Here is a 20,582-nt window from a genome sequence, read left to right on the forward strand (position 1 = left end):
AAGGCGCTGCCCTTCATCTGTTGTCGATCAATAAACGACCACGCCGCGGATGCTCTCACCCTTGTGCATCAGCTCGAAGCCCTTGTTGATGTCTTCGAGCGGCATGGTGTGGGTGATCATCGGATCGATCTGGATCTTGCCTTCCATGTACCAGTCGACGATCTTCGGCACATCCGTGCGGCCGCGCGCGCCGCCGAAGGCCGTGCCCATCCAGTTGCGGCCGGTGACGAGCTGGAAGGGGCGCGTGGAGATTTCCTGGCCGGCACCGGCAACGCCGATGATGACCGACTTGCCCCAGCCGCGATGCGAGGCTTCCAGCGCCTGGCGCATGACCTTCGTGTTGCCGGTGCAGTCGAAGGTATAATCAGCGCCGCCGATCAGGTCGCCGTTGCGCTTCGTCATGTTGACGAGATAGGGCACGATATCCTCGCCGACTTCCTTCGGGTTGACGAAGTGGGTCATGCCGAACTTCTCGCCCCAGGCCTTGCGGTCGGGGTTGATGTCGACGCCGATGATCATGTCGGCGCCGGCAAGGCGCAGGCCCTGCAGCACGTTGAGGCCGATGCCGCCGAGACCGAAGACGATGGCCGTTGAGCCAATCTCGACCTTGGCGGTGTTGATGACCGCGCCGATACCTGTTGTCACGCCGCAACCGATGTAGCAGACCTTGTCGAAGGGCGCGTCGGGATTGATCTTGGCCAGTGCGATTTCCGGCAGGACCGTGTAGTTCGAGAAGGTCGAGCAGCCCATATAGTGGTGGATCTTGTCCTTGCCGATGGAGAAGCGCGAGGTACCGTCAGGCATCACGCCCTGGCCCTGGGTGGCGCGGATGGAGGTGCAGAGATTGGTCTTGCGCGACGTGCAGGAGTAGCACTCGCGGCATTCCGGCGTATAGAGCGGAATGACATGGTCGCCCTTCTTGACCGAGGTGACGCCGGGGCCGACATCAACCACGACGCCAGCACCTTCATGGCCGAGGATCGCCGGGAACAGACCTTCAGGATCGGCACCCGACAGGGTGAAATCATCCGTGTGGCAGATGCCGGTCGCCTTGACCTCAACAAGCACTTCGCCGGCGCGCGGACCTTCAAGTTGAACGGTCATGACCTCAAGCGGTTTTCCTGCCTGAATGGCAACAGCGGCGCGTACGTCCATTTTCGATCTCCTGGCGTTTGTCTCATGATTGGATAGGGCTGTTTTGCCCGAGCTTGGCGGCAGGGACAAGGGGCAAAGGGGCTGGTGCCTGTCCATGACGCTCAAAAAAATGTGGCCGTTTCAGCTCTTGCCGGGAAAAGATATGGCGGGAAAATCATATTCGCCATCGAATATCCAGCCGGTCCATTACATCGAGTATTTCGACTATAATAAATTATGAATACCTTATTTAACTACATGATTTTACTTACTGTTTTTGGTATTCGGGTGACCTTTAATTTACGAATCTGGTGTTTAATTCGCCATATAGAATGACGAATGGAATTGGGCTGCCTTTGATTGGCGGCTTGGGAAATATCTTTGTCTCGCGAATGCGATTGAACCACGCCATTCGCGTCACGCCGCCATGATCGCGGCATCAGCGGTTTTGCTGAATTTGTTTTCTGCGGCCCGGCATCTTGCCCGGCGGCAGCCTTTGCGTGTCCGGCTGGGGAGGGGGCGGCACGATCCGTTGCGATTGGACGAAAGCGATAGTTGCAGATGTTGTATGTTGAAAGAATATTGAAGGCGTCGACGCGCCATTTCCGCTCGCTTCTTCAGGACCGGCGGGCAAATTTCGCGATTATCACGGCATTGATGATGCCGGTTTTTCTTTTCACCTTCGGGCTGCTTTTCGAAGGCGGCCGGGCGCTGGCTTATTACAGCCAGTCAAAGCGGGTGATCGCGCAGGCCTGCGAGCGCTCGACGAAACCGACCCGCACGAATGTGCCTCTCGATGAAGTGCGCCGCAAAAATGTGCTCGATACGTTCGATGCGCTCATCGGCTCCACCAAGCAGAAGGTGGTGAGCCGCGAAGTGAAGATCGACTGGCTGACCACCGATATCGAAGCGAAATTCACTTACAGGACGGTGCTGGGCAGCATGTTCAATGTCGAACAGATGGATTACGCGCTGACTTACCGTTGCGACGGCATTCCTCCCTATCCGCATGATGGCGAGGTGATCGTCAACAACACGTTCGAGATACTGAATGGCAAGGAGCGGGTTCTCAAATTCGGCAAAAGCCCCAACACCAAGAACGGCTGCTGGGGTGTCTACAGCTATGAGGAACTTGGATGGGACGGCGGCACTGGCCCCGGTATCGAGCTTCAGGACTGGAGCAGTGCCGAATGTCGCAAGAAATTCGGCTGGCAGGGCTATGAGGAGCCGCAGAAGGATGCCGGGTCTGCCTGCGCCAGCGTTTCGCAGCAGGACACTTCCCCGACGGATAAAGAACCCGGCAAGGATGCGTCACAATCCCCGGCGGCCAATCCGTGTTCACCGCAACCGGACGACCCGGCAAAATCTCCCCAGTGGAGTGCCGAAAACGCCCGGATACCGCCGACCAAATATGTGGTGGAACTGGACAGCGACTGGCAAGGGACAGGCAGACGGGATGCCAACAGTTCGATCTTCAAATATGTGGAACTGCATCCCGGCACATATGAGGTTTCGGTCTGGTACAATGGCCGTAACGATGCCTATGGCGGCACCAACGACATCGATATCTTCCTGCAGGTTCTGCGCCCGAAGCTGGGTTCGGAAAAGAAGATCATTGAAATGGCCCAGAAGGGCAAGGTCTACTGGGAGCGCCGCAGCTATTCGATCACGGTCGATACCTACTCCGTCTACAAGCTGACGATTGCCGCCGGTGGAAAAAGCGACAGTCTCGGTGGCATCATCACGGCGTTCGAGGTGAAGTATGTCGACGCACCGAAGTGATTTGTTCCTTCGCCGTTGCCGCATCCGGTTCAGCTCCTACGCTGCCGACATCCGGGCGGCGACGGCGGTCGAGTTCGGCCTGCTCCTGCCGGTGTATTTTCTGCTGGTGTTCGGTATTTTCGAAGTTGGTCTGGCGCTGCTGTTCAGTCTCAATCTGGCAATGGCGGCCAATGCCGGGGGAGAATTTCTGCGCAAGGCGGCGGCAAGCCAGACGACGGTTACCGAAGCTGAATTCAGGCGAGTCATCGCCTCGAACTTCCTGCTTGGCACGACGGACGAGGATATGAAGATCACGCTCGTCCCGATCCCGGATGCGGATTTCACCGCCGTGCCGTTGACATTCCCGGTCGAGAACAAGTTTCAGACGCCGGACAGAAGCGCCGGGCAATATCTTCTGGCGCTCGGTTTCAACTGGCGATTCATTCTGCCCACCACGCGTCTGTTGATTCCCGGTGGCGGCAAGCAGCCGCAATTGCAGAACGTATCTTTGGCGATCACCGCCGTTCGGGTGACGGAATGATGGTCTTTCGGCTGAAATCTGTCCTCGGCGCCATGATACGGTCGCGTTCCGGCGTGGCTGCGGTGGAATTTTCCCTGCTGTTGCCGATGCTGATCATCTTTCTGGCGGTGATGATCGAGACCGGTCGTGGCTGGTTGAGTTACGACCGTTTTGTCACGGTCGTCGACAATACCGCCCGCTGGTCTGCGCGTTTCCCCGAATTTGAGGAGCGGGTAAGGACGGGTGTGAAAACCTTCGTCATCGACGCCGGCCAGCCGCTCGACCCCGACAAGCTCGACCTGACCCTGCGGAGCGCCAAACTGGTGGGCGGTGTCGCCGTCACTGAGTTCGCGCCCTATAATTTCTTCGGCTCGGCCGAAAACGTCGTCTGGGACAAGATGCTGAAGGCAGGGAACTTCAAGGAGGAAGAGGCCGTCATCGTGATTTCGGGGCGGTATAAATACAGCCCCCTGTTTTCGTTCCTCAGCGCGACCACCTTCGAGTTCGAATATGTGGCGACGGTCAATCCGTATTTCTCGCGGCACTACAAATATCAGAAGGGCAAGTCGGACTGGGCCTTCTGGAACGTTCGCTGACGGCAGCGGCCACGGTCGGAGTGTTCCGTGGCCGATGTTTCGCCGTTCAGTGATCCCGAACGGTGCCGGAAATCGGAGCGGTCTCGACCGTCCCCAGCCACTGCGCACAATCCCTCAACGCCCGCGCCGCAATCAGCTGGCGTTTCATGATCGTCTTGTCCTTGCCGCGAAAACGTTTGACGCCTTCCGGTTTGACGATTGCGCCCGGCGCCAGTTCCGGGAACAGGCCGAAATTGATGTTCATCGGCTGGAAGGAGCGTTTGCCCGGCTCATCATCGGAAGAGAGGTGGCCGCCGGTGATGTGGTTGAGGAGCGAGCCGAGCGCGGTGGTGGCCGGCGGCAGGCTCGGGGCTTCGCCCTTCTGTTCGGCGGCGGCGAAGCGGCCGGCGAGGAGGCCGACGGAGGCGCTTTCCACATAACCTTCGCAGCCGGTGATCTGGCCGGCGAAACGCAGGTCGGGCCGGGATTTCAGCTTCAGCGAATGGTCGAGCAGGATGGGGGAATCGATATAGGTGTTGCGGTGCAGGCCGCCGAGGCGCGCGAACTCCGCATTTTCCAGACCCGGTATCATGCGGAACACATCCGCCTGCACGCCGTATTTCAGCTTGGTCTGGAAACCGACCATGTTGTAGAGCGTGCCAAGCGCATTGTCCTGGCGCAGCTGGACGACGGCATAGGCCTTGACGGTGGGGTTATGGGCGTTGGTCAGGCCCATCGGCTTCATCGGGCCGTGGCGCAGCGTCTCGCGGCCGCGTTCGGCCATGATCTCGATCGGCAGGCAGCCGTCGAAATAGGGCGTGCCTTCCCATTCCTTGAAGCCCACGGTGTCGCCGGCGATCAGCGCGTCGATGAAGGCGTTATATTGTTCCTCGTTCAGCGGGCAGTTGATGTAATCCTTGCCGGTGCCGCCGGGGCCGACCTTGTCGTAACGCGACTGGTACCAGCAGATATCCATATTGATGCTGTCGCGGTGCACGATGGGGGCGATGGCGTCAAAGAAGGCGAGCGCATCCTCACCCGTCTCGGCCTGGATGGCGGCGGCGAGATCCGGAGAGGTCAGCGGGCCGGTGGCGATGATCGAGTTGCCCCATTCCTTCGGCGGCAGGCCGTTCACCTCTTCGCGGATGATCGTCACCAGCGGGTGACTTTCCAGCTCTTTCGTTACGGCCTCGGAAAACCCGTCGCGGTCCACGGCAAGTGCACCGCCGGCCGGCACCTGGTGCCTGTCGGCGCAGGCCATGATCAGCGAGCCGGCAAGCCGCATTTCGGCGTGGATGACGCCGACCGCATTGGCCGTCGCGTCGTCGGAGCGGAAGGAGTTGGAGCAGACCAGTTCCGCCAGCGTATCGCCCTTATGCGCATCCGTGCCGCGCACGCCGCGCATTTCATGCAGGATGACGGGCACGCCGCTTTGCGCGATCTGCCACGCGGCTTCCGAACCGGCCAGTCCGCCGCCCACGACGTGAATGGGAGAAGTGGTCTTGTCTTGCATGCTGCTGTCCATGGGCGGCCGCGGGGCAAAGGCTCCCGTCCGGCGGCTGTCTCTTGAGTGATTGTTCCGCGCGGGTCCCGGAGGACGCGGCATTGTTGCGGGATGCACTAGCATGCATGGCCGGGGCAGCCAAATGTTTTTGCGGGTGGGGTGGGCGAGGGATATGAGGGAGGATGTGGCTTTACGCCCACAAGTCGCCCGAATGCGGTTAGCGACCTCGTTTCCGTCTTCGATGTGTAATTCGCTGTGATGGTCGGCAGCGTTTTTTCGCAAGAGGCCATCTCCTCCGTCATTCCGGCCTCGAGCCGGAATCCAGCCAGCCCAAGTTTTTGGGCTGAAAGGAGTCCTTCCCACGACACAGACGCGCCGTGACTGGATGCCGGATCAAGTCCGGCATGACGGGAGAAGAGCGTAGCGAAACAGCAGCAGGCAAGAAGGGGACGATGCCGTATGCGCTGTGTGCCGGACCGATGTTTGTCAATCGCCAACTGGAGAGAATTTCCAGTAGATTCCACCAGAATCAAAAACGGCGCCAGAGGCGCCGTTTTCTTAAAACCTGTCGCTCGATCGTCGCGCCCTGGAGGTCGGGCAGCGGGACGATCGTTTACGCCTTAGCGGAACGAACGGGCTGCTACGTTACGGATGTCGTAACGGGTCAGACCGATGTCGCTCAGAGCCTGGTTGGAGAGGCTGCCGAGTTCGTTGATCGTGCGGCGGTAGGAGATCCAGTTCTTTGCAATGCGGATAGGGTTCATGGTCGTTTCCTCAATCTATCTCTGTTGATTTCGTCTGCCGGCTCAGCGTTTCCCTGTGCTCTCGGCTGTTGAGGTTTATATATAGACATTAAGCCATGTTGTGCAGTGCAGAATTTAGGCTACTGCCATGCATTTGTGCACTATGTCGGCTAAATTTGCGGCTTTGAATATCATCTGGACAAAATATGAGCGGAAATGCCTGTGTTTCAGGCGGTTTTGACAGGTTTGGCGACCTTTGGTGGCGCTAAAGAGGCTTTCAGGCGTGAAACGGCGCATCGGGAGGGGCTCAGACGCTATCCGGGCGCTGCGCAAATGGTCGGCCATCGATGCATTTTTCACCTGCCGACCCTGCGGGCGGCTGTGGCAGTGCCGCTTCCACCCGGAGAACCGCCCAAAACGAAAAAAGGCCGGAGGCGGGAGCCTCAGGCCTTTTTGGGTAGGTTGTCTCGCATCCGCCGCAAGGAGCGGCGGGGCGTATGATCAGAAGCCGACGGCGGTCTTGGCGACGCGGCGGATGTCCTGACGGCCAATGCCGAGGTCACTCAGTTCGCGGTCGGTCATGCGGCCGAGTTCGGTTACGGTCTGACGATACTTGCGCCAGTTGGTCAGCGAGCGTGCAATGTTCATGTTCATCTTCCTCTTCGTGCTGTTCAGTCTCTGCGGCCAGTCTTGGGAGGCTTTGGTCCGGGGCTGAACTCGATCTCTGTATGACCATGAATATAATCGGTTTAATCAAAACAAAAACAGACAAAGCAAGATGTCACCTATGCGCGGAATGCACGGCAAGCCGGTAAATCAGCCTGATTGCGGCGTTTCATGCATAATTTGTGACCAATTTATGTGCTTTTGGTGACGCTGGCGGGTTGTGCATTGCGAAGCCGTGCGGCGGGGCCGGGTGATGGTGGCGGGGAGAGGGCGGAAGCCGGCATATCGGACGGGGAGGGCTGGCGGCAATCCGGTTTTTCAGGCCGCAGGCCATGCTATATATAATGTCAATGTAGCCGCATAAATATCGCGGGCTCCGGCTGCCGGTATTTCTCGCCGATGCGAAGGCCAGACAGGCCGGGTGAGGCGGTGACGCGAGCGCGGCCGTGGCGGTCTCCGGTCCGGGATCGCCGCCGCTTTCACCTTTGTGTCATTTCTCCTCGCGCTCCCTGCCAAACAGCGAAAGAGGGGCCGCCGTCTTTCGCCGCCCGAGCGGGAGCCAAGAAAAGTCCGGGCGAAACGAAAGGCAGGGAAACGGCGTGCTTGACCCTTTCTGAACATTGTGACATACCGCCGCCCAACGTGCGGGTATGGCGGAATTGGTAGACGCATTGGTTTTAGGTACCAACGCTTCGGCGTGGGAGTTCGAGTCTCTCTACCCGCACCACAAGCAAGGCATGGCTGCGCCACGCTTGCGCCAGAGTGCATCTTTATAAGATGCGGGGAGCTTCGGGGTTTATTTCTCCCCATTGGTCTTTTCTCCGGTGCAGGCGCAATGGTGTCCGGCAGGCGCTTGTGTAAAGAAATAAGGGAAGCCACGGCCGGGGAACGATGTTTCCGGCGCAGTGCTCGAAAGTAAACCAACGGCTGTCTGAGCACCGCCGCCATGATGTGAAGGTTAGGAAAATGCAGGTTATCGAAACGCTCGCTGAAGGGCTGAAGCGCGAACTCAAGGTCGTTATTCCGGCCGCCGACATGAAGGCCCGTCTGGACGAGCGCCTGGTTGACGCCAAGGACAAGGTTCGCATCAACGGCTTCCGTCCCGGCAAGGTGCCGATGGGCCACCTGAAGAAGATGTACGGCAAGTCCATCATGGCCGACCTCGTCAACGAGCTGGTTCGTGAAAAGCCGACTGAAATCCTCTCCAGCCGCGGCGAGAAGTCTGCGACGCAGCCGGCCATCTCCATGACCGAAGACGAGCAGGAAGCCGAAAAGATCCTGTCGGCCGAATCCGATTTCGAATTCACCGTTGCCTACGAAATCATTCCGGCCATCGAACTGAAGGCCAATGACGGCATCAAGGTTACCCGCGAAGTTGTTGAAGTCTCCGAAGACGAAATCAACGAGCAGATCCTCAAGATCGCCGAAAGCGCCCGCACCTACGAGACCAAGAAGGGCAAGGCCGCTGACGGCGACCGCGTCACCATGAACTATCTCGGCAAGGTTGACGGCGTTGCCTTCGACGGCGGCGCTGCTGAAGACGCTGAACTGGTTCTCGGTTCGGGCCGCTTCATCCCCGGCTTCGAAGACCAGCTGGTCGGCGTCAAGGCTGGCGATGAAAAGACCATCACCGTGACCTTCCCGGCCGATTACCCGGCTGCGAACCTTGCCGGCAAGGACGCCAACTTCGACATCACCGTCAAGGAAGTCGCCGCCGCTGCTGCCGTCGAAATCAACGACGAGCTGGCCACCAAGCTCGGTCTCGAATCGGCTGAAAAGCTGAAGGAAATCGTCAAGGGTCAGATCGAAAGCCAGTACGGCAACATCACCCGCCAGAAGGTCAAGCGTCAGATTCTCGACCAGCTGGACGAAATGTACAAGTTCGACACGCCGGCTGGCCTGGTCGACGCCGAGTTCGACAACATCTGGCGCCAGATCAACACCGATCTCGCCCAGTCCGGCAAGACCTTCGCTGACGAAGACACGACCGAAGAAGAAGCCCGCGAAGAATATCGCAAGCTTGCTGAACGCCGCGTCCGTCTCGGCCTCGTTCTCTCCGAAATCGGCGAAAAGGCCGGCGTTGAAGTGACCGAAGAAGAAATGCAGCGCGCGCTGTTCCAGCAGCTGCAGCAGTTCCCGGGCCAGCAGAAGGAAATCCTCGATTTCTTCCGCAACACGCCCGGCGCTTCCGCTTCGCTGCGCGCTCCGATCTTCGAAGAAAAGGTCATCGACAAGCTGCTCTCCGAAATCTCGGTAACGGACAAGACCGTTTCCAAGGAAGAGCTTCTGGCTGACGACGCCGAAGAAGCTACGGAAACCAAGAAGAAGGCCCCGGCCAAGAAAAAGGCTGCCGCCAAGGCTGACGACGCCGCTGAAGGCGAAGAAGCCGCTCCGAAGAAGAAGGCTCCGGCCAAGAAGAAGGCCGCCGAAGGCGACGCCGAATAATCTTCTTCACTGGAAGCTGATTGAACAAGGGCCGTGGCGAAAGCTGCGGCCTTTTTGTTTGGGCGTCTGGTTTCCTGGCGGCGCTGTTTGCCCGATTTCAGACTTTTGACATCGTTGCGTTATTCTGGATCGCTATCGTCAGAGAGCGTGGCCGCCGGATCGGAAGGTATCGGCACCATCGCCACAATGCCTGGGAAGGTCGAAGGGTCGTGCCATGGGTGTCAGAAACTATTTGATCGAGGGTGTTTCCGGCACGGGTAAGACCTCGGTGGCAACGGAACTCCAGCGGCGTGGCTATCACGTCATCCACGGTGACCGTGAACTTGCCTACAAGGGCGACCCGGGAACCGGCGAACCGGTCGATCTCTCCCTGTTTCAGGGCGATGGAGATATGGTCTACCGTCACCGGCGTCATATTTGGGATGTCGAAAGAGTTCAGGCGCTGGTGACGGATCGGCGTCACGCAATCACGTTCTTCTGCGGTGGTTCAAGGAACTTTCAGCGTTTTATAGACCGCTTCGATCAGGTCTTCGTTCTGGATGTCGATGTCGCGACCCTGCGAAGACGGTTGACGGAGAGGCCGGAGGACGAGTTCGGCGGAAAACCGGCCGAACGCGAATTTGTCCTGCAACTCCATGCGACGAAAGAAGACCTTCCCACCAATGCAACGGTCATTGATTCATCGAGGTCTTTAGAAGTGGTGGTCGATGATATTCTGGCCCGCTGCGTTGGACCGGCCTGAGGAAACCAGCAGCGTGGGGGCTTTTGTGCCTTCGCTTCGATCACAATGCAGTGCAGCATGATTTTTTGCTGCATCTGCTCTTGTTCATCTCCCGTTCATCTGGCACCCTGCGCAGCATGATTTGCCCCGGCCGCTGCATGCGGTCGTTCGGGCATTGTGGGCTGCTTTATGTGGCCTAGACGCTGCCAAACCATTGGCCTCCGCTTTTACCGTGCCTGCCGGGTTCTCCCGGTGCGCCCTTAATCTGTCAGGGGACAAGATATGTCACTCCGAACGGGTTCCGCCCTTTTCATCGCGCTTTATGCCCTGACGGGAACAGCCGTCCATGCGGATGAGGCCGGGCTGATCTGGAAACCGGTCAAGAATTCCGACCGCTCCTATACGGCGCGCATCGGTGCGAAACTGCCGGTCGATACGCCGATCCGGGCGGGGCTGGAAATGGGCATGAATGCCTCGAAGACCGGGCAGGTGGTGGATACGCCGGTGCGTTTGTGGGGCAATGTCACGCTGCTTGCCGAGCAGCTGCCCGGTGTCTCGCTCGCACGCGATGTCGGCGTCATGTTCAATGCGCTGACGGGCTCGAGCAGCGTTTCCGTGACTTCGCAGCAGAAGCGCATCGTCACGCCGGAACTGGATATCGAGGCGAACCGCAATTTCACGGTTCGTTATGATGGCACGGCGCAGCAATGGAATGGGCTGGATGTGTCGCAGTCACTGCGCCTTTCCCGCTCGGAAACCGGCACCGCCTTCGTGCTGACGGGGGCGAGCCGCAACAGCTTCAACGAGTTCAGCAGCGGCGTGGCGGTGGAGCAGAAACTGGGCGATCACCTGACCGTGCGCGGGACGCTCGATCAGGGTTATGCGGATCATTTCCGGCCGGGGGTGAGCGCGCGGTATAGTATTCGCTGGTGAGGGGACGAAGTGCCTGCGCCGGGACCGTCCCCAGATAAGTGGGAAGGTGCAGATGAATGTCTCTCTTCCGTCATGCCGGACCTGATCCGGCATCCAGCCACGGCGCGTCTTTTCAGCCCAAGGACTTGGGCTGGCTGGACCCCGGATCAAGTCCGGGGTGACGGGGAGAGGAGGCTACGACCTTACCACGAGCGGCCGCATGGCATTTGGCAGTTCTGCCGAATACTCCGCTCAATCCTTCTTGATCTCACCCATCCGGTTCCACGCATCCAGCCCGGCAATCTTGTAGGCTTCGGCAAGGGTCGGATAGTTGAACGTATTCTCGACGAAATATTCCACGGTGCCCTTCAGGTTCAGCACCGCCTGGCCGATATGCACCAGTTCGGTCGCGCCTTCGCCGACGATGTGGACGCCGAGCAGGCGGCGGGTCTTTAGCGAGAAGATCATCTTCAAGAGCCCGCTATCGAGGCCCATGATATGGCCGCGCGAGGTTTCGCGAAAATGGGCGATGCCGCATTCATAGGGAATGCCGCGTTCGATGACTTCCTCTTCCGTCAGGCCGCAGGTGGAGATTTCCGGCACGGCATAGATGCCATAGGGGAAGAATTGCGGCGGTTCGCCGGCCGGTGCGCCGACGGCATGGCGGGCGGCGATGCGGCCCTGTTCCATTGACGTGGAGGCAAGGCTGGGGAAACCGATGATGTCGCCGGCGGCATAGATGTTCGGCACCGAGGTCTGGAAGGTTTCGGGATCGACCTTCAGGCGGCCACGGCTGTCGGCTTCCAACCCGCAGGCCGAAAGGTTGAGCGTATCGGTGGCGCCGACACGGCCGGCGGCAAACAGCACCGTCTCGGCCTTCAGCACGCGGCCATTGCCGAGAGAGACGAGGCATTTGCCGCTCTCGTCGCGTTCCACCTTTTCCGCCTTCTGGCCGAAGATCAGCTTCATGTTGCGGTCGCGCAGCTGATAGGTGAAATCCTCGACGATTTCCTTGTCGATGAATTCCAGCATGGTTTCGCGCGGCTCCACCACCGTCACCTGCGTGTCGAGCGCGCTGAAGATCGTCGCATATTCGATGCCGATGACGCCGGCGCCGACCACGACCATGGAGCGCGGCAATTCCTTGATCTCGAGAATCTCGTCCGAATCGAGCACCGCTTCGCCATCGAAGGGAATATGCGGCGGCCGGTAGGGCCGGGTGCCGATGGTGAGCAGGATGGAGGTGCCCGTCACGGTCATGATCTCACCGTCACTCTTCACCACTTTCATGGTGTTGGCGTCGATGAAGCTTGCCGTGCCGCGAATATGCTGCACGCGGTTGCGGGCGAACTGGTGTTCCAGCACCTCGACCTCGTGATCCAGCGTGATGAGCAGGCGGCGGCGCAGATCCTCGGCGTCGATCTCCTGCTTGACGCGATAGGCGCGGCCATAAAAACCGCGCTCGCGCCAGCCGGTGAGGTTGAGCGCCGTTTCGCGCAGGGTTTTTGATGGGATGGTGCCGGTGTGCACCGAAACGCCGCCGACACGGCTGCCTTTCTCGATGACCAGAACCCTCTTTTCGAGCTTGGCGGCCTGAATGGCGGCCCGTCTTCCCGCCGGACCGCTGCCGACAACAATCAGATCGAACTGGTGCATGAAAAACCCCGGAACAGAATTATTGCGATGACCGGATGTCGCATCCGGCATGGCGTCGCCGCGAAATGGTCGTGATGCCATTTTGACGATGGGGAGTGATTCCCCGTCAGCCTTGCCCGCAAGAGTGCAATGCAACAAACGCCTGCGTCAATCTGTAGCGCAAGATTCTGACGGATTCGTAACTGGGGGTGAGGTTTCAGGCGGTTGTGCGATTCATGGAGGGGCAGAGGGGGGTAAGCCCCACGCACCTCCGCTCACTTTCCCTGAACATGTGCCAAAAACCCAACAGCTTCATCCCGCACGGCGCTGCCGAACGGGGGATGGTCAGGGTGTGTCGGGCGATTGCCCGGCTGCGCTTTGGTTGGGGCTGGTGTGGGTCGGATGCGTTGCGCAGCCGGGCCTTTCCAGAATGCCGTATTCCGCAAGGGCGGTGCACCGCCTGCTGCGAAATGGTCCTGCCACCACGAACGTTGTCAGCGTTCCCATCATCAGGACCGTCCCTCGGTCTTCGCCACGTCTGGCGTCCACCCGGCGGGACTGCGGTCACTATAGCAGGGCAGGAAGGGGCGGGGAAAAGCGGGGACGATGCTGCCGGGAGCGTCAGCCGTCCCTGCGGGTGACGTGGTGGTGCAGCGCGGCGAGATCCTGTCTCAGTGCCGCCAGTTCGGCCAGCACCTTCACATCGATCTTTTCATGCAGCGACAGCACTTCCAGCTCGGCCTTCAGGTTCACCTCATAATCCTTGGCGGCCTCGAAACGGTCGCGGGCGGCCTGCCGGTTCTGCGACATCATGATGATCGGCGCCTGAATGGCCGCCAGCATGGAAAGCAGCAGGTTGAGGAAGATGAAGGGGTAGGGGTCGAAGGCGCCAGTTGTCAGGATGATGGTGTTGATGATCGCCCAGAAGATCAGGAAAAAACAGAAGCCGAGGATGAACCCCCAGGAGCCGCCGACCTTGGCGATATTGTCCGCCAGCCTGTCACCGACACTGGCGCCGGCGGAAAATTCCGCATTGATGTCGCTCGAAACCAGCTTCTTCTGGTGTGACAGCTCCAGAATGCGCCGCTCCACCTCACCGATTTCGCGGGAAGAGCGCTTGAAATGCGAAACGATATAGTCGGAGATATCTGACACGGTGTGTCTCCGGTTTTGGTGGGTGCCTGCACGTTTTGCGAGATAAACCCGCATGGTGGCGGAATTCAAACGATTTCCGCCGCCATGCGGTTCAGGCGTGCCCGCCAAAAACCGTCAGACGGCCGGTGTGCCCTCGTGCAGCCAGTTGAAACCGGGGAAGAAACGCTCGCGCCCATATTGCTGGCCGAACATCATGTCGAACTGCAGCAGGCGGTAATCGCGCACCACGTCGGGAACGGCGTTGGGGGCGATAGACCAGTCGGGCAGGGCCTTGCCATCGGTTGCCACCAGCATATGCCGGTCGATGACGGAAAAGGCCTGCTGCACCTCGCCGAGCGTGCCGGTATAGAAGGGATCGGAGAAGCCGGCGGTCTTCAGCACGTGATAGGGCAAAAGCGCCGGGCTGATGGTGCCGATATTCTTGCGCACGCCCTTTTTCGAGGACCAGACGACGAGCGGCGTCTCGTGTTCCTTCTTCATCACGTCAAGCGGCGCACGGCGGCTGGCCACCATGCCCGGCATATAACCGCTTTCCACGAAGGCCTGGCCAAGCGGCGGCAGGTGGTCGCCGAAGAGGACGATGATGGTTTCCCGGTCGCGCTTCTTTGCCCAGCGCATCATTTTCAAAAGCGCATCATCGGCTTCCACGACCCCTTGCGAATAGGTGGAGAGCGCCTGCGAGGCCGAGGCGGAGAGATCGCCTTCGACGCCGATGGTGTTTTCGGCGTAACGGGTCGCCTCGTAAGGCCCATGTCCCTGCAGGGTGACGGCGAAGAGGAAGAGTGGGTTCTGCGCCTTGTCGGCCGTCGCCATGATCTCGTCCATCAGCGCATCGTCCGAGGCGAAGTTGCCGCGCTTTTCCATCTCCGGCAGCGTCTCTTCGGAGCGGAATTCCTCGAAACCAAAATTTTTGTAGACCTGCTTGCGGTTCCAGAACCATTCCTGGAACGGGTGCATGGCGATGGCCGAATAACCTTCACCGCGGAAGAAGCTGGCGAGCGAGGGCACGGGGCGGCGGATATATTGCTGATAGGGAATGCTGCCATAGGGCAGGAAGGCGTTGGAAAAGCCGGTCAGCGCCTCGAATTCCACATTCGCCGTCATGCCGCCGAACTCGGGCGAAAACACGTTGCCGGACTGCTTGGCGCGGATGGTTGGCATTGGGTCTGCCGAGAGCTTCACGTTTTCAAGCCGGGTCGGGTCCCACAGCGATTCGCTCATCAGCATGATGACGTCAGGGTAATCGCCCTTGTTGGCGGCGAAAGAGGCGGGTTTGGATGTGAGATCGGCAATGCTGTTTTCACCGTAACCCTGCGGTGCCGAGACATTGGCCATGGGAATATTGAAGGCGAAGGCCATCAGGAAGCCGTTATGACGGTAGTTTTCCTGCTGGTCCCACATCATCGGAATGATGTTGAGGCGATCGCGCACCCAGGAATAATGCGAATAATCCATCAGCGAGGCGAGGCCGGCAAGAAGCGGCAGCGCCAGTGCCAGTCCCGCGACGCGCTCGCGCCAGCGCAGGACGGGCGAATGGCGGCGTGCCAGCAGCCACAGCGCCACAAGTGCCGCGATGGTGGCGCAGATGCCGAGGGCCACCAGCACCGCCGTCAGCGGCTGCGCCTTGAGCATCGTGGGCAAAAGCTCGAGAATTTGGCGGCCGAACAGCAGGTCGGAGGGATAAAGCGGATCGGAGAGATAGGTCTGTTTCTGCGCGGAAATCAGTCCCGTCAGCGCGCAGAGCGGCGCAATCAGGATCAGGGACAGGTAACGCCTGCCAAGAAGTGCATCCAGCGCCACGAGAAGGGCAAGCACGGCGGCGATGGTGGTCATGCCGGGGCGGGCGGCGGAGGTGAGGAAAGCACCGATGTCATGGAGCGAACCGCGGGCGATCCATTCCAGTGCCACGACGAGCACGATGGAGGCGACCGTCAGATTGGCAAGCGTATAGGCCGTGCCCGAAAGCTTCGAAAGGCTCCTTGTCCATGCAGGCGAAAAGACGAAACCAGCCTTTTCGGAAGCCGTTGTTTTTGGCGCCGAATGTCTCAAACCCATACTCCGGTATTGCAGGCGGCACGACCGATCCGGGGAGGTGAATCGGGGTGTCGCAAAAGTGTCATGTAACTGTCACATAAGCGCGATGAACGCGACATGAACTTTGCGCAACCTGACCGGTGCGGCGATAACCTTAGCGTGAACGCCCGCTGGCCATGCGTAACGGGCGTCGCCATGCAATTGTCGCGTTGCGGAGCGGCCACGGGCGCGGTATTGAAAAACCATGAGCGACAGACACGATATCCAGAACCATCTCCGGATTGCCGTCGGGCAGTTCAATCCCACCGTTGGCGACGTGGCGGGCAATCTCGTCAGGGCGCGTGAGGCAAGGGCCGATGCGGCAACGCAGGGTGCCGATCTTCTGCTTCTGACCGAGCTGTTCATTTCAGGCTATCCGCCTGAGGATCTGGTGCTGAAGCCGGCTTTCCTGAAGGCCTGCCTTAAGGCTGTGGAAGAACTGGCAGCGGACACCGCCGATGGCGGGCCGGGTGTCGTCATCGGTTTTCCACGCCAGGGCGAGACGGGCCGGCACAATTCGGTGGCGCTTCTGGATGGCGGCAAGATCATTGCGCTGCGCGACAAGATCGACCTGCCCAATTACGGCGAGTTCGACGAGAAGCGGGTTTTCGCCGAAGGTTCGATTTCCGGCCCCTATAATTTCCGCGGTGTGCGGATCGGCATTCCGATCTGCGAGGAAATCTGGAATGACATGGGCGTGTGCGAGACGCTGGCCGAAAGCGGAGCGGAAATCCTGCTGGTGCCGAACGGTTCGCCCTATTATCGCGGCAAGCTGGATGTGCGCCATCAGGTGGCGCTCAGGCAGGTGATCGAGAGCGGCCTGCCGCTGGTTTTCGCCAACCAGCTGGGCGGGCAGGACGAGTTGGTGTTTGACGGCGCAAGCTTCGCCTTCAATGCCGACAGGACGCTTGCCTTCCAGATGAGCCAGTTCGAGGCCACGCTTGCCGTTACCGACTGGAAGCGCACGGAAGAAGGCTGGCGCTGCGAAAGCGGACCTTTCTCGAAAATTCCCGAAGGCGAGGAGGCGGATTACCGTGCCTGCATGCTGGGCTTTCGCGACTACGTCAACAAGAACGGCTTCAAGAGCGTGGTTCTCGGCCTTTCCGGCGGCATCGATTCGGCGATTTGCGCCGCACTTGCCGTTGACGCGCTGGGCGAGGAGCGGGTGCGCTGCATCATGCTGCCCTATCGTTATACCTCGGAAGAATCGCTGAAAGACGCCGCCGATTGCGCGAAAGCGCTGGGCTGCCGGTACGATATCGTGCCGATCGTCGAGCCGGTGGAGGGTTTCCTTTCGGCGCTTTCCGATCTCTTCGAGGGTACGGAAGAGGGCATTACCGAGGAAAACCTGCAAAGCCGCACGCGCGGCACCATTTTGATGGCCGTCTCGAACAAGTTCGGCTCGATGGTGGTGACGACGGGCAACAAGTCGGAAATGTCGGTGGGTTACGCCACGCTTTATGGCGACATGAATGGTGGTTTCAACCCCATCAAGGACCTCTACAAGATGCAGGTCTATGCCATTTCCAGCTGGCGCAACGCCCATGTGCCGCCGGGCGCGCTCGGCCCTTCCGGCGAGGTCATCCCCGCCAATATCATTTCCAAGGCGCCATCGGCCGAATTGCGACCCAACCAGACCGACCAGGATTCGCTGCCGCCTTATCCGGTGCTGGACGATATTCTGGAATGCCTTGTCGAGAAGGAAATGTCGGTCGAGGAAATTCTGGCGCGAGGCCATGATGTGGCAACCGTGCACCGGGTGGAGCATCTGCTCTATCTCGCCGAATACAAGCGCCGGCAATCGGCTCCGGGTGTGAAGATCACCAAGAAGAACTTTGGGCGTGACCGGCGTTATCCGATCACCAACCGGTTCCGGGATCGGTGATTAAGGCGGTTTCCGGAAGGGGGCCTTTAACGCCGGTCCTGTGTCATCCAGAGTAATTGTCTGTAAGGCGGCGCGGCAAGTTTCTTCTCCCCGCTGGGGAGAAGGTGGCCCGAAGGGTCGGATGAGGGGGCAACGTTGCCGTACCTCACGATCCTTGCCCCCTCATCCCGCTGCCGCGACCTTCTCCCCATCGGGGAGAAGAAACAAGCGGCATGCGCTCGGTCCACGATGGGGGTTCATGAATGGCGCAGAGAAAACCCCGCGCCACTCTTCACTCACCTCAAATAACCTGCCCCACATCGATGCGGTTGCCGTCAGGATCTTCAAACACGAAGGCCCTGAGGCCATAATCCTTGTCCTGCAGGGCCTTGATGATGCGCAGCCCATGGCTTTTGCAAATCTCATGCAGCGTATCGACATCGCTGACCAGCATATGCGCCACGTTGAAGGGCGCTGCCTTGTGGGTGGGCTGCAATGTCAGGTGCAATTCGGCATTGCCCTGTTTGAGGATCATGAAGCCGACGGGGTTGCCGTTTTCGAAGGTTTTTGTGAAGCCCAGCACACCGACATAAAAGTCATGGGCCTTTTCGATATTCTTGACAGGAAGCATTGCGGCGATCCGCCCGAAGCGGATGCCGTGATCGGCGATGGTATTCATCGCGGAACCTCGGATCTGGGAGAAACGGGAAGGGTTACGGGCGGTGCCGGAACGCTGGCGTTTTTTCCGATTTGAATTTGCAGGACGGTGCCTGCGGCCATAGGATCATAATCACCATGGCGGCGAAAGCAAACGGAATGTCTGCGTCTGCCAAGGGTTCGTCCAGACTATCGACAGCCCCGGGAGGCAGCATGCGCAGTTCCATCGAAATCTTCAACATCCGCACCCGGCAGATGCGGGTGGTGTGGCAGACGCCGGAGCTGTTCGAAGCGCCGAACTGGTCGCCGGATGGCAAATATCTGCTGTTGAACAGCGAGGGGTTGCTCTATCGCCTGTCTCCATCCGGTGATGCTTCACCGGAGAAGGTCGATACCGGTTTTGCGACGCAATGCAACAACGACCACGGCATTTCGCCTGATGGTTCGCTTTATGCCATTTCCGACAAGGTGGAATTCGGCAAGAGCGCCATTTATCTTCTGCCATCGGCGGGCGGTGCGCCAAGGCTGATGACGAAAAACCTTCCTTCCTACTGGCATGGCTGGGCGCCGAACGGCAAGAGTTTCGCCTATTGCGGCATTCGCGATCAGGTCTTCGACATCTATTCCATGGATATCGACAGCGGTATCGAGACGCGCCTGACCCATGGCGAGGGCCGCAACGACGGGCCGGATTATTCGCCCGATGGTGCGTGGGTCTATTTCAATTCCAGCCGCACCGGACTGATGCAGATCTGGCGGGTGCGGGTGGATGGCTCCGCTGTGGAGCGCATTACCGACAGTTCCTATGGTGACTGGTTTCCGCACCCGTCTCCCAAAGGTGACAAGGTGGTGTTCGTCTCCTATGACGGCGACGTTTTCGACCATCCGCGTGATCTCGATGTGCGCGTGCGGCTGATGGATATGGATGGCGGTAATGTCGAAACGCTGTTTGCGCTTTTCGGCGGCCAGGGCACGATGAACTCGCCCAACTGGTCGCCGGACGGTGATGAGTTCGCTTATGTGCGTTATTTCCCAGTGGGGTAATGTGATTGCGGTTTCGTCAAGGTCACATTGCCGCACCGCCTTAGCGATACTTGCATTCGCAAGTCTTCTTGATCATAAGTTTCCTCGTCAGGTGCCCGCCCTTGTGGCGGGAGAATCGGGAATCCGGTGAAAGACCGGAACGTGCCCAGCGCTGTGAGGCGGATGCTCTTTTCACAAGCCACTGAAGTCATTCGGGAAGGCGAAGAGGGCGGATGAAGCCGAGTCAGAAGACCGGCCTGACAGGATAGACCGAACCGCGCGGACGGCGGCAGGTTGCTGAAGAGGCGCGTCGTGCATGCGAAAACCGGCATGGTTTCGGCATCCGCGCGCCCGCATTGTTGGGGTTAAACGATGCCGACCGACCCGTCCGCTGGTAATCCATTGCAAGCCAGCCCATTCGATCATGCGCTTTCGCCCGCCCAGCCGTTCTCCGGTGCGGAGCGGGAGGCGATCTACCGCGCCATCGAGACACGCCGCGATGTGCGCGACCAGTTCCTGCCTGATCCGCTGCCGGATGAGCTTGTCGAGCGTCTCCTGAAGGCGGCGCATTCGGCTCCCTCTGTCGGTTTCATGCAGCCGTGGAATTTCACGCTCGTCACCGATGGCGCCGTGCGCCAGGCCGCCTTTGTGGCCTTCAGCCGGGCCAATGAGGAGGCGGCGGCGATGTTTGCGGGCGAGCGGCAGGCGCTTTATCGCAGTCTCAAGCTCGAAGGCATCCGCAAGGCGCCGCTCAGCATCTGCGTCACCTGCGATCCCACACGCGGCGGTAAAGTGGTGCTGGGGCGCACCCACAATCCGCGCACGGATGTCTATTCCACCGTCTGCGCCATCCAGAACCTCTGGCTCGCCGCCCGCGCCGAAGGCGTCGGCGTCGGCTGGGTCAGTATTTTCCACGACAGCGATATTCGCGCCATTCTCGATATTCCCGAGCATATCGAAATTGTCGCCTGGCTGTGCCTTGGCCGGGTCAACGAACTTTATACCGAACCGGAACTGGCGGTGAAGGGCTGGCGCCAGCGTGTGCCGCTGGAGGAACTGGTGTTTCGCAACCGCTGGGGTGGGCGGTAAGAAATGTGATGCGCATAGCGTCGCCTCTCGTTTCACAACGCACGTTTGGGCATGATGGCGGAGGAGAGGAAACGCTGCTTTTTGACGCAGCAGCGGCCGCGCGTT

17 protein-coding genes, 1 tRNA gene and 1 riboswitch are annotated in these 20,582 nt (G+C 59.7%); of the genes, 10 read left to right on the forward strand and 8 right to left on the reverse strand.

Going from position 1 to position 20,582, the window contains the following annotated elements; genetic code table 11:
* Positions 1–27: 27 nt before the first annotated feature.
* The gene (locus N434_RS08340; RefSeq protein ID WP_110757107.1) at positions 28–1,155 is read right to left on the reverse strand and encodes an S-(hydroxymethyl)glutathione dehydrogenase/class III alcohol dehydrogenase; all 1,128 of its coding nucleotides are present in this window, start codon (positions 1,153–1,155) and stop codon (positions 28–30) included.
* 639 nt (positions 1,156–1,794) lie between these two features.
* Here N434_RS08340 and N434_RS08350 point away from each other — a divergent pair.
* The 3 genes from N434_RS08350 to N434_RS08360 are packed head-to-tail and all read left to right on the forward strand — an operon-like array spanning position 1,795 to position 4,011.
* Positions 1,795–2,916, forward strand: a complete 1,122-nt coding sequence (locus tag N434_RS08350; RefSeq protein WP_286172160.1) for a pilus assembly protein — start codon at positions 1,795–1,797, stop codon at positions 2,914–2,916.
* On the forward strand, positions 2,897–3,436 hold the full coding sequence (locus N434_RS08355) for a TadE/TadG family type IV pilus assembly protein (RefSeq protein WP_110757112.1): 540 nt from the start codon (positions 2,897–2,899) through the stop codon (positions 3,434–3,436). Before N434_RS08350 ends, N434_RS08355 begins: the two co-directional genes overlap by 20 nt.
* Entirely contained in the window at positions 3,433–4,011 is a 579-nt protein-coding gene (locus N434_RS08360; RefSeq protein WP_110757114.1) for a TadE/TadG family type IV pilus assembly protein, read from the forward strand. The genes N434_RS08355 and N434_RS08360 overlap by 4 nt, the downstream gene beginning before the upstream one ends.
* Before the next feature lie 46 nt (positions 4,012–4,057).
* On the opposite strand, the gene trmFO is transcribed toward N434_RS08360, so the two are convergent.
* From trmFO to N434_RS08380, 3 genes are all read right to left on the reverse strand, one after another.
* Positions 4,058–5,515, reverse strand: coding sequence for a methylenetetrahydrofolate--tRNA-(uracil(54)-C(5))-methyltransferase (FADH(2)-oxidizing) TrmFO (gene trmFO / locus N434_RS08365; protein WP_174031545.1), 1,458 nt, complete (start codon positions 5,513–5,515; stop codon positions 4,058–4,060).
* A 599-nt stretch (positions 5,516–6,114) separates the two neighbouring features.
* Positions 6,115–6,258 carry a DUF1127 domain-containing protein gene (locus tag N434_RS08370; RefSeq protein ID WP_003495735.1) on the reverse strand — a complete coding sequence of 48 codons (144 nt, stop codon included), beginning with the start codon at positions 6,256–6,258 and terminating at the stop codon, positions 6,115–6,117.
* A gap of 480 nt (positions 6,259–6,738) precedes the next feature.
* A complete protein-coding gene (locus N434_RS08380; RefSeq protein WP_004433052.1) occupies positions 6,739–6,885 on the reverse strand; it encodes a DUF1127 domain-containing protein in 147 nt (48 codons plus the stop codon).
* A 662-nt stretch (positions 6,886–7,547) separates the two neighbouring features.
* Here N434_RS08380 and N434_RS08390 point away from each other — a divergent pair.
* The 4 genes from N434_RS08390 (at position 7,548) to N434_RS08405 (ending at position 11,002) form a co-directional block, all read left to right on the forward strand.
* A tRNA-Leu gene (locus N434_RS08390) sits at positions 7,548–7,630 on the forward strand.
* Between the two features lie 239 nt (positions 7,631–7,869).
* Complete coding sequence (gene tig, locus N434_RS08395) at positions 7,870–9,348, forward strand: trigger factor (RefSeq protein WP_004433050.1); 1,479 nt, start codon at positions 7,870–7,872, stop codon at positions 9,346–9,348.
* A 214-nt stretch (positions 9,349–9,562) separates the two neighbouring features.
* Positions 9,563–10,090: an AAA family ATPase gene (locus N434_RS08400; protein WP_110757117.1), complete on the forward strand. Its 528-nt coding sequence runs from the start codon at positions 9,563–9,565 to the stop codon at positions 10,088–10,090.
* A 261-nt stretch (positions 10,091–10,351) separates the two neighbouring features.
* Positions 10,352–11,002, forward strand: a complete 651-nt coding sequence (locus N434_RS08405) for a hypothetical protein (RefSeq protein ID WP_110757119.1) — start codon at positions 10,352–10,354, stop codon at positions 11,000–11,002.
* A gap of 231 nt (positions 11,003–11,233) precedes the next feature.
* On the opposite strand, the gene sthA is transcribed toward N434_RS08405, so the two are convergent.
* From sthA to N434_RS08425, 3 genes are all read right to left on the reverse strand, one after another.
* Positions 11,234–12,637 (reverse strand): Si-specific NAD(P)(+) transhydrogenase, encoded by a 1,404-nt coding sequence (gene sthA, locus N434_RS08410; protein ID WP_004433043.1) that lies wholly within the window; start codon positions 12,635–12,637, stop codon positions 11,234–11,236.
* 600 nt (positions 12,638–13,237) lie between these two features.
* A complete protein-coding gene (locus N434_RS08420) occupies positions 13,238–13,771 on the reverse strand; it encodes a DUF1003 domain-containing protein (RefSeq protein WP_065116220.1) in 534 nt (177 codons plus the stop codon).
* A 114-nt stretch (positions 13,772–13,885) separates the two neighbouring features.
* Positions 13,886–15,826 (reverse strand): LTA synthase family protein, encoded by a 1,941-nt coding sequence (locus N434_RS08425; RefSeq protein WP_181423913.1) that lies wholly within the window; start codon positions 15,824–15,826, stop codon positions 13,886–13,888.
* Between the two features lie 223 nt (positions 15,827–16,049).
* Here N434_RS08425 and N434_RS08430 point away from each other — a divergent pair, with 223 nt between their 5' ends.
* Positions 16,050–17,729, forward strand: coding sequence for an NAD+ synthase (locus N434_RS08430; RefSeq protein ID WP_110757121.1), 1,680 nt, complete (start codon positions 16,050–16,052; stop codon positions 17,727–17,729).
* A 280-nt stretch (positions 17,730–18,009) separates the two neighbouring features.
* Here the strand turns inward: N434_RS08430 and N434_RS08435 are convergent, their stop codons facing one another.
* The gene (locus tag N434_RS08435) at positions 18,010–18,387 is read right to left on the reverse strand and encodes a glyoxalase superfamily protein (RefSeq protein ID WP_065115805.1); all 378 of its coding nucleotides are present in this window, start codon (positions 18,385–18,387) and stop codon (positions 18,010–18,012) included.
* 191 nt (positions 18,388–18,578) lie between these two features.
* Between N434_RS08435 and N434_RS08440 the strand changes: the two genes are divergently transcribed.
* Positions 18,579–19,409, forward strand: coding sequence for a TolB family protein (locus tag N434_RS08440; protein ID WP_110757123.1), 831 nt, complete (start codon positions 18,579–18,581; stop codon positions 19,407–19,409).
* A 72-nt stretch (positions 19,410–19,481) separates the two neighbouring features.
* Positions 19,482–19,663, forward strand: a riboswitch (cobalamin riboswitch).
* Between the two features lie 97 nt (positions 19,664–19,760).
* On the forward strand, positions 19,761–20,477 hold the full coding sequence (bluB, locus tag N434_RS08445; RefSeq protein ID WP_181423914.1) for a 5,6-dimethylbenzimidazole synthase: 717 nt from the start codon (positions 19,761–19,763) through the stop codon (positions 20,475–20,477).
* The last annotated feature ends 105 nt before the right edge of the window (positions 20,478–20,582 follow it).

The organism is Rhizobium sp. UGM030330-04 (assembly GCF_003208455.1).
Taxonomy (GTDB): Bacteria; Pseudomonadota; Alphaproteobacteria; order Rhizobiales; family Rhizobiaceae; genus Agrobacterium; species Agrobacterium rhizogenes_A.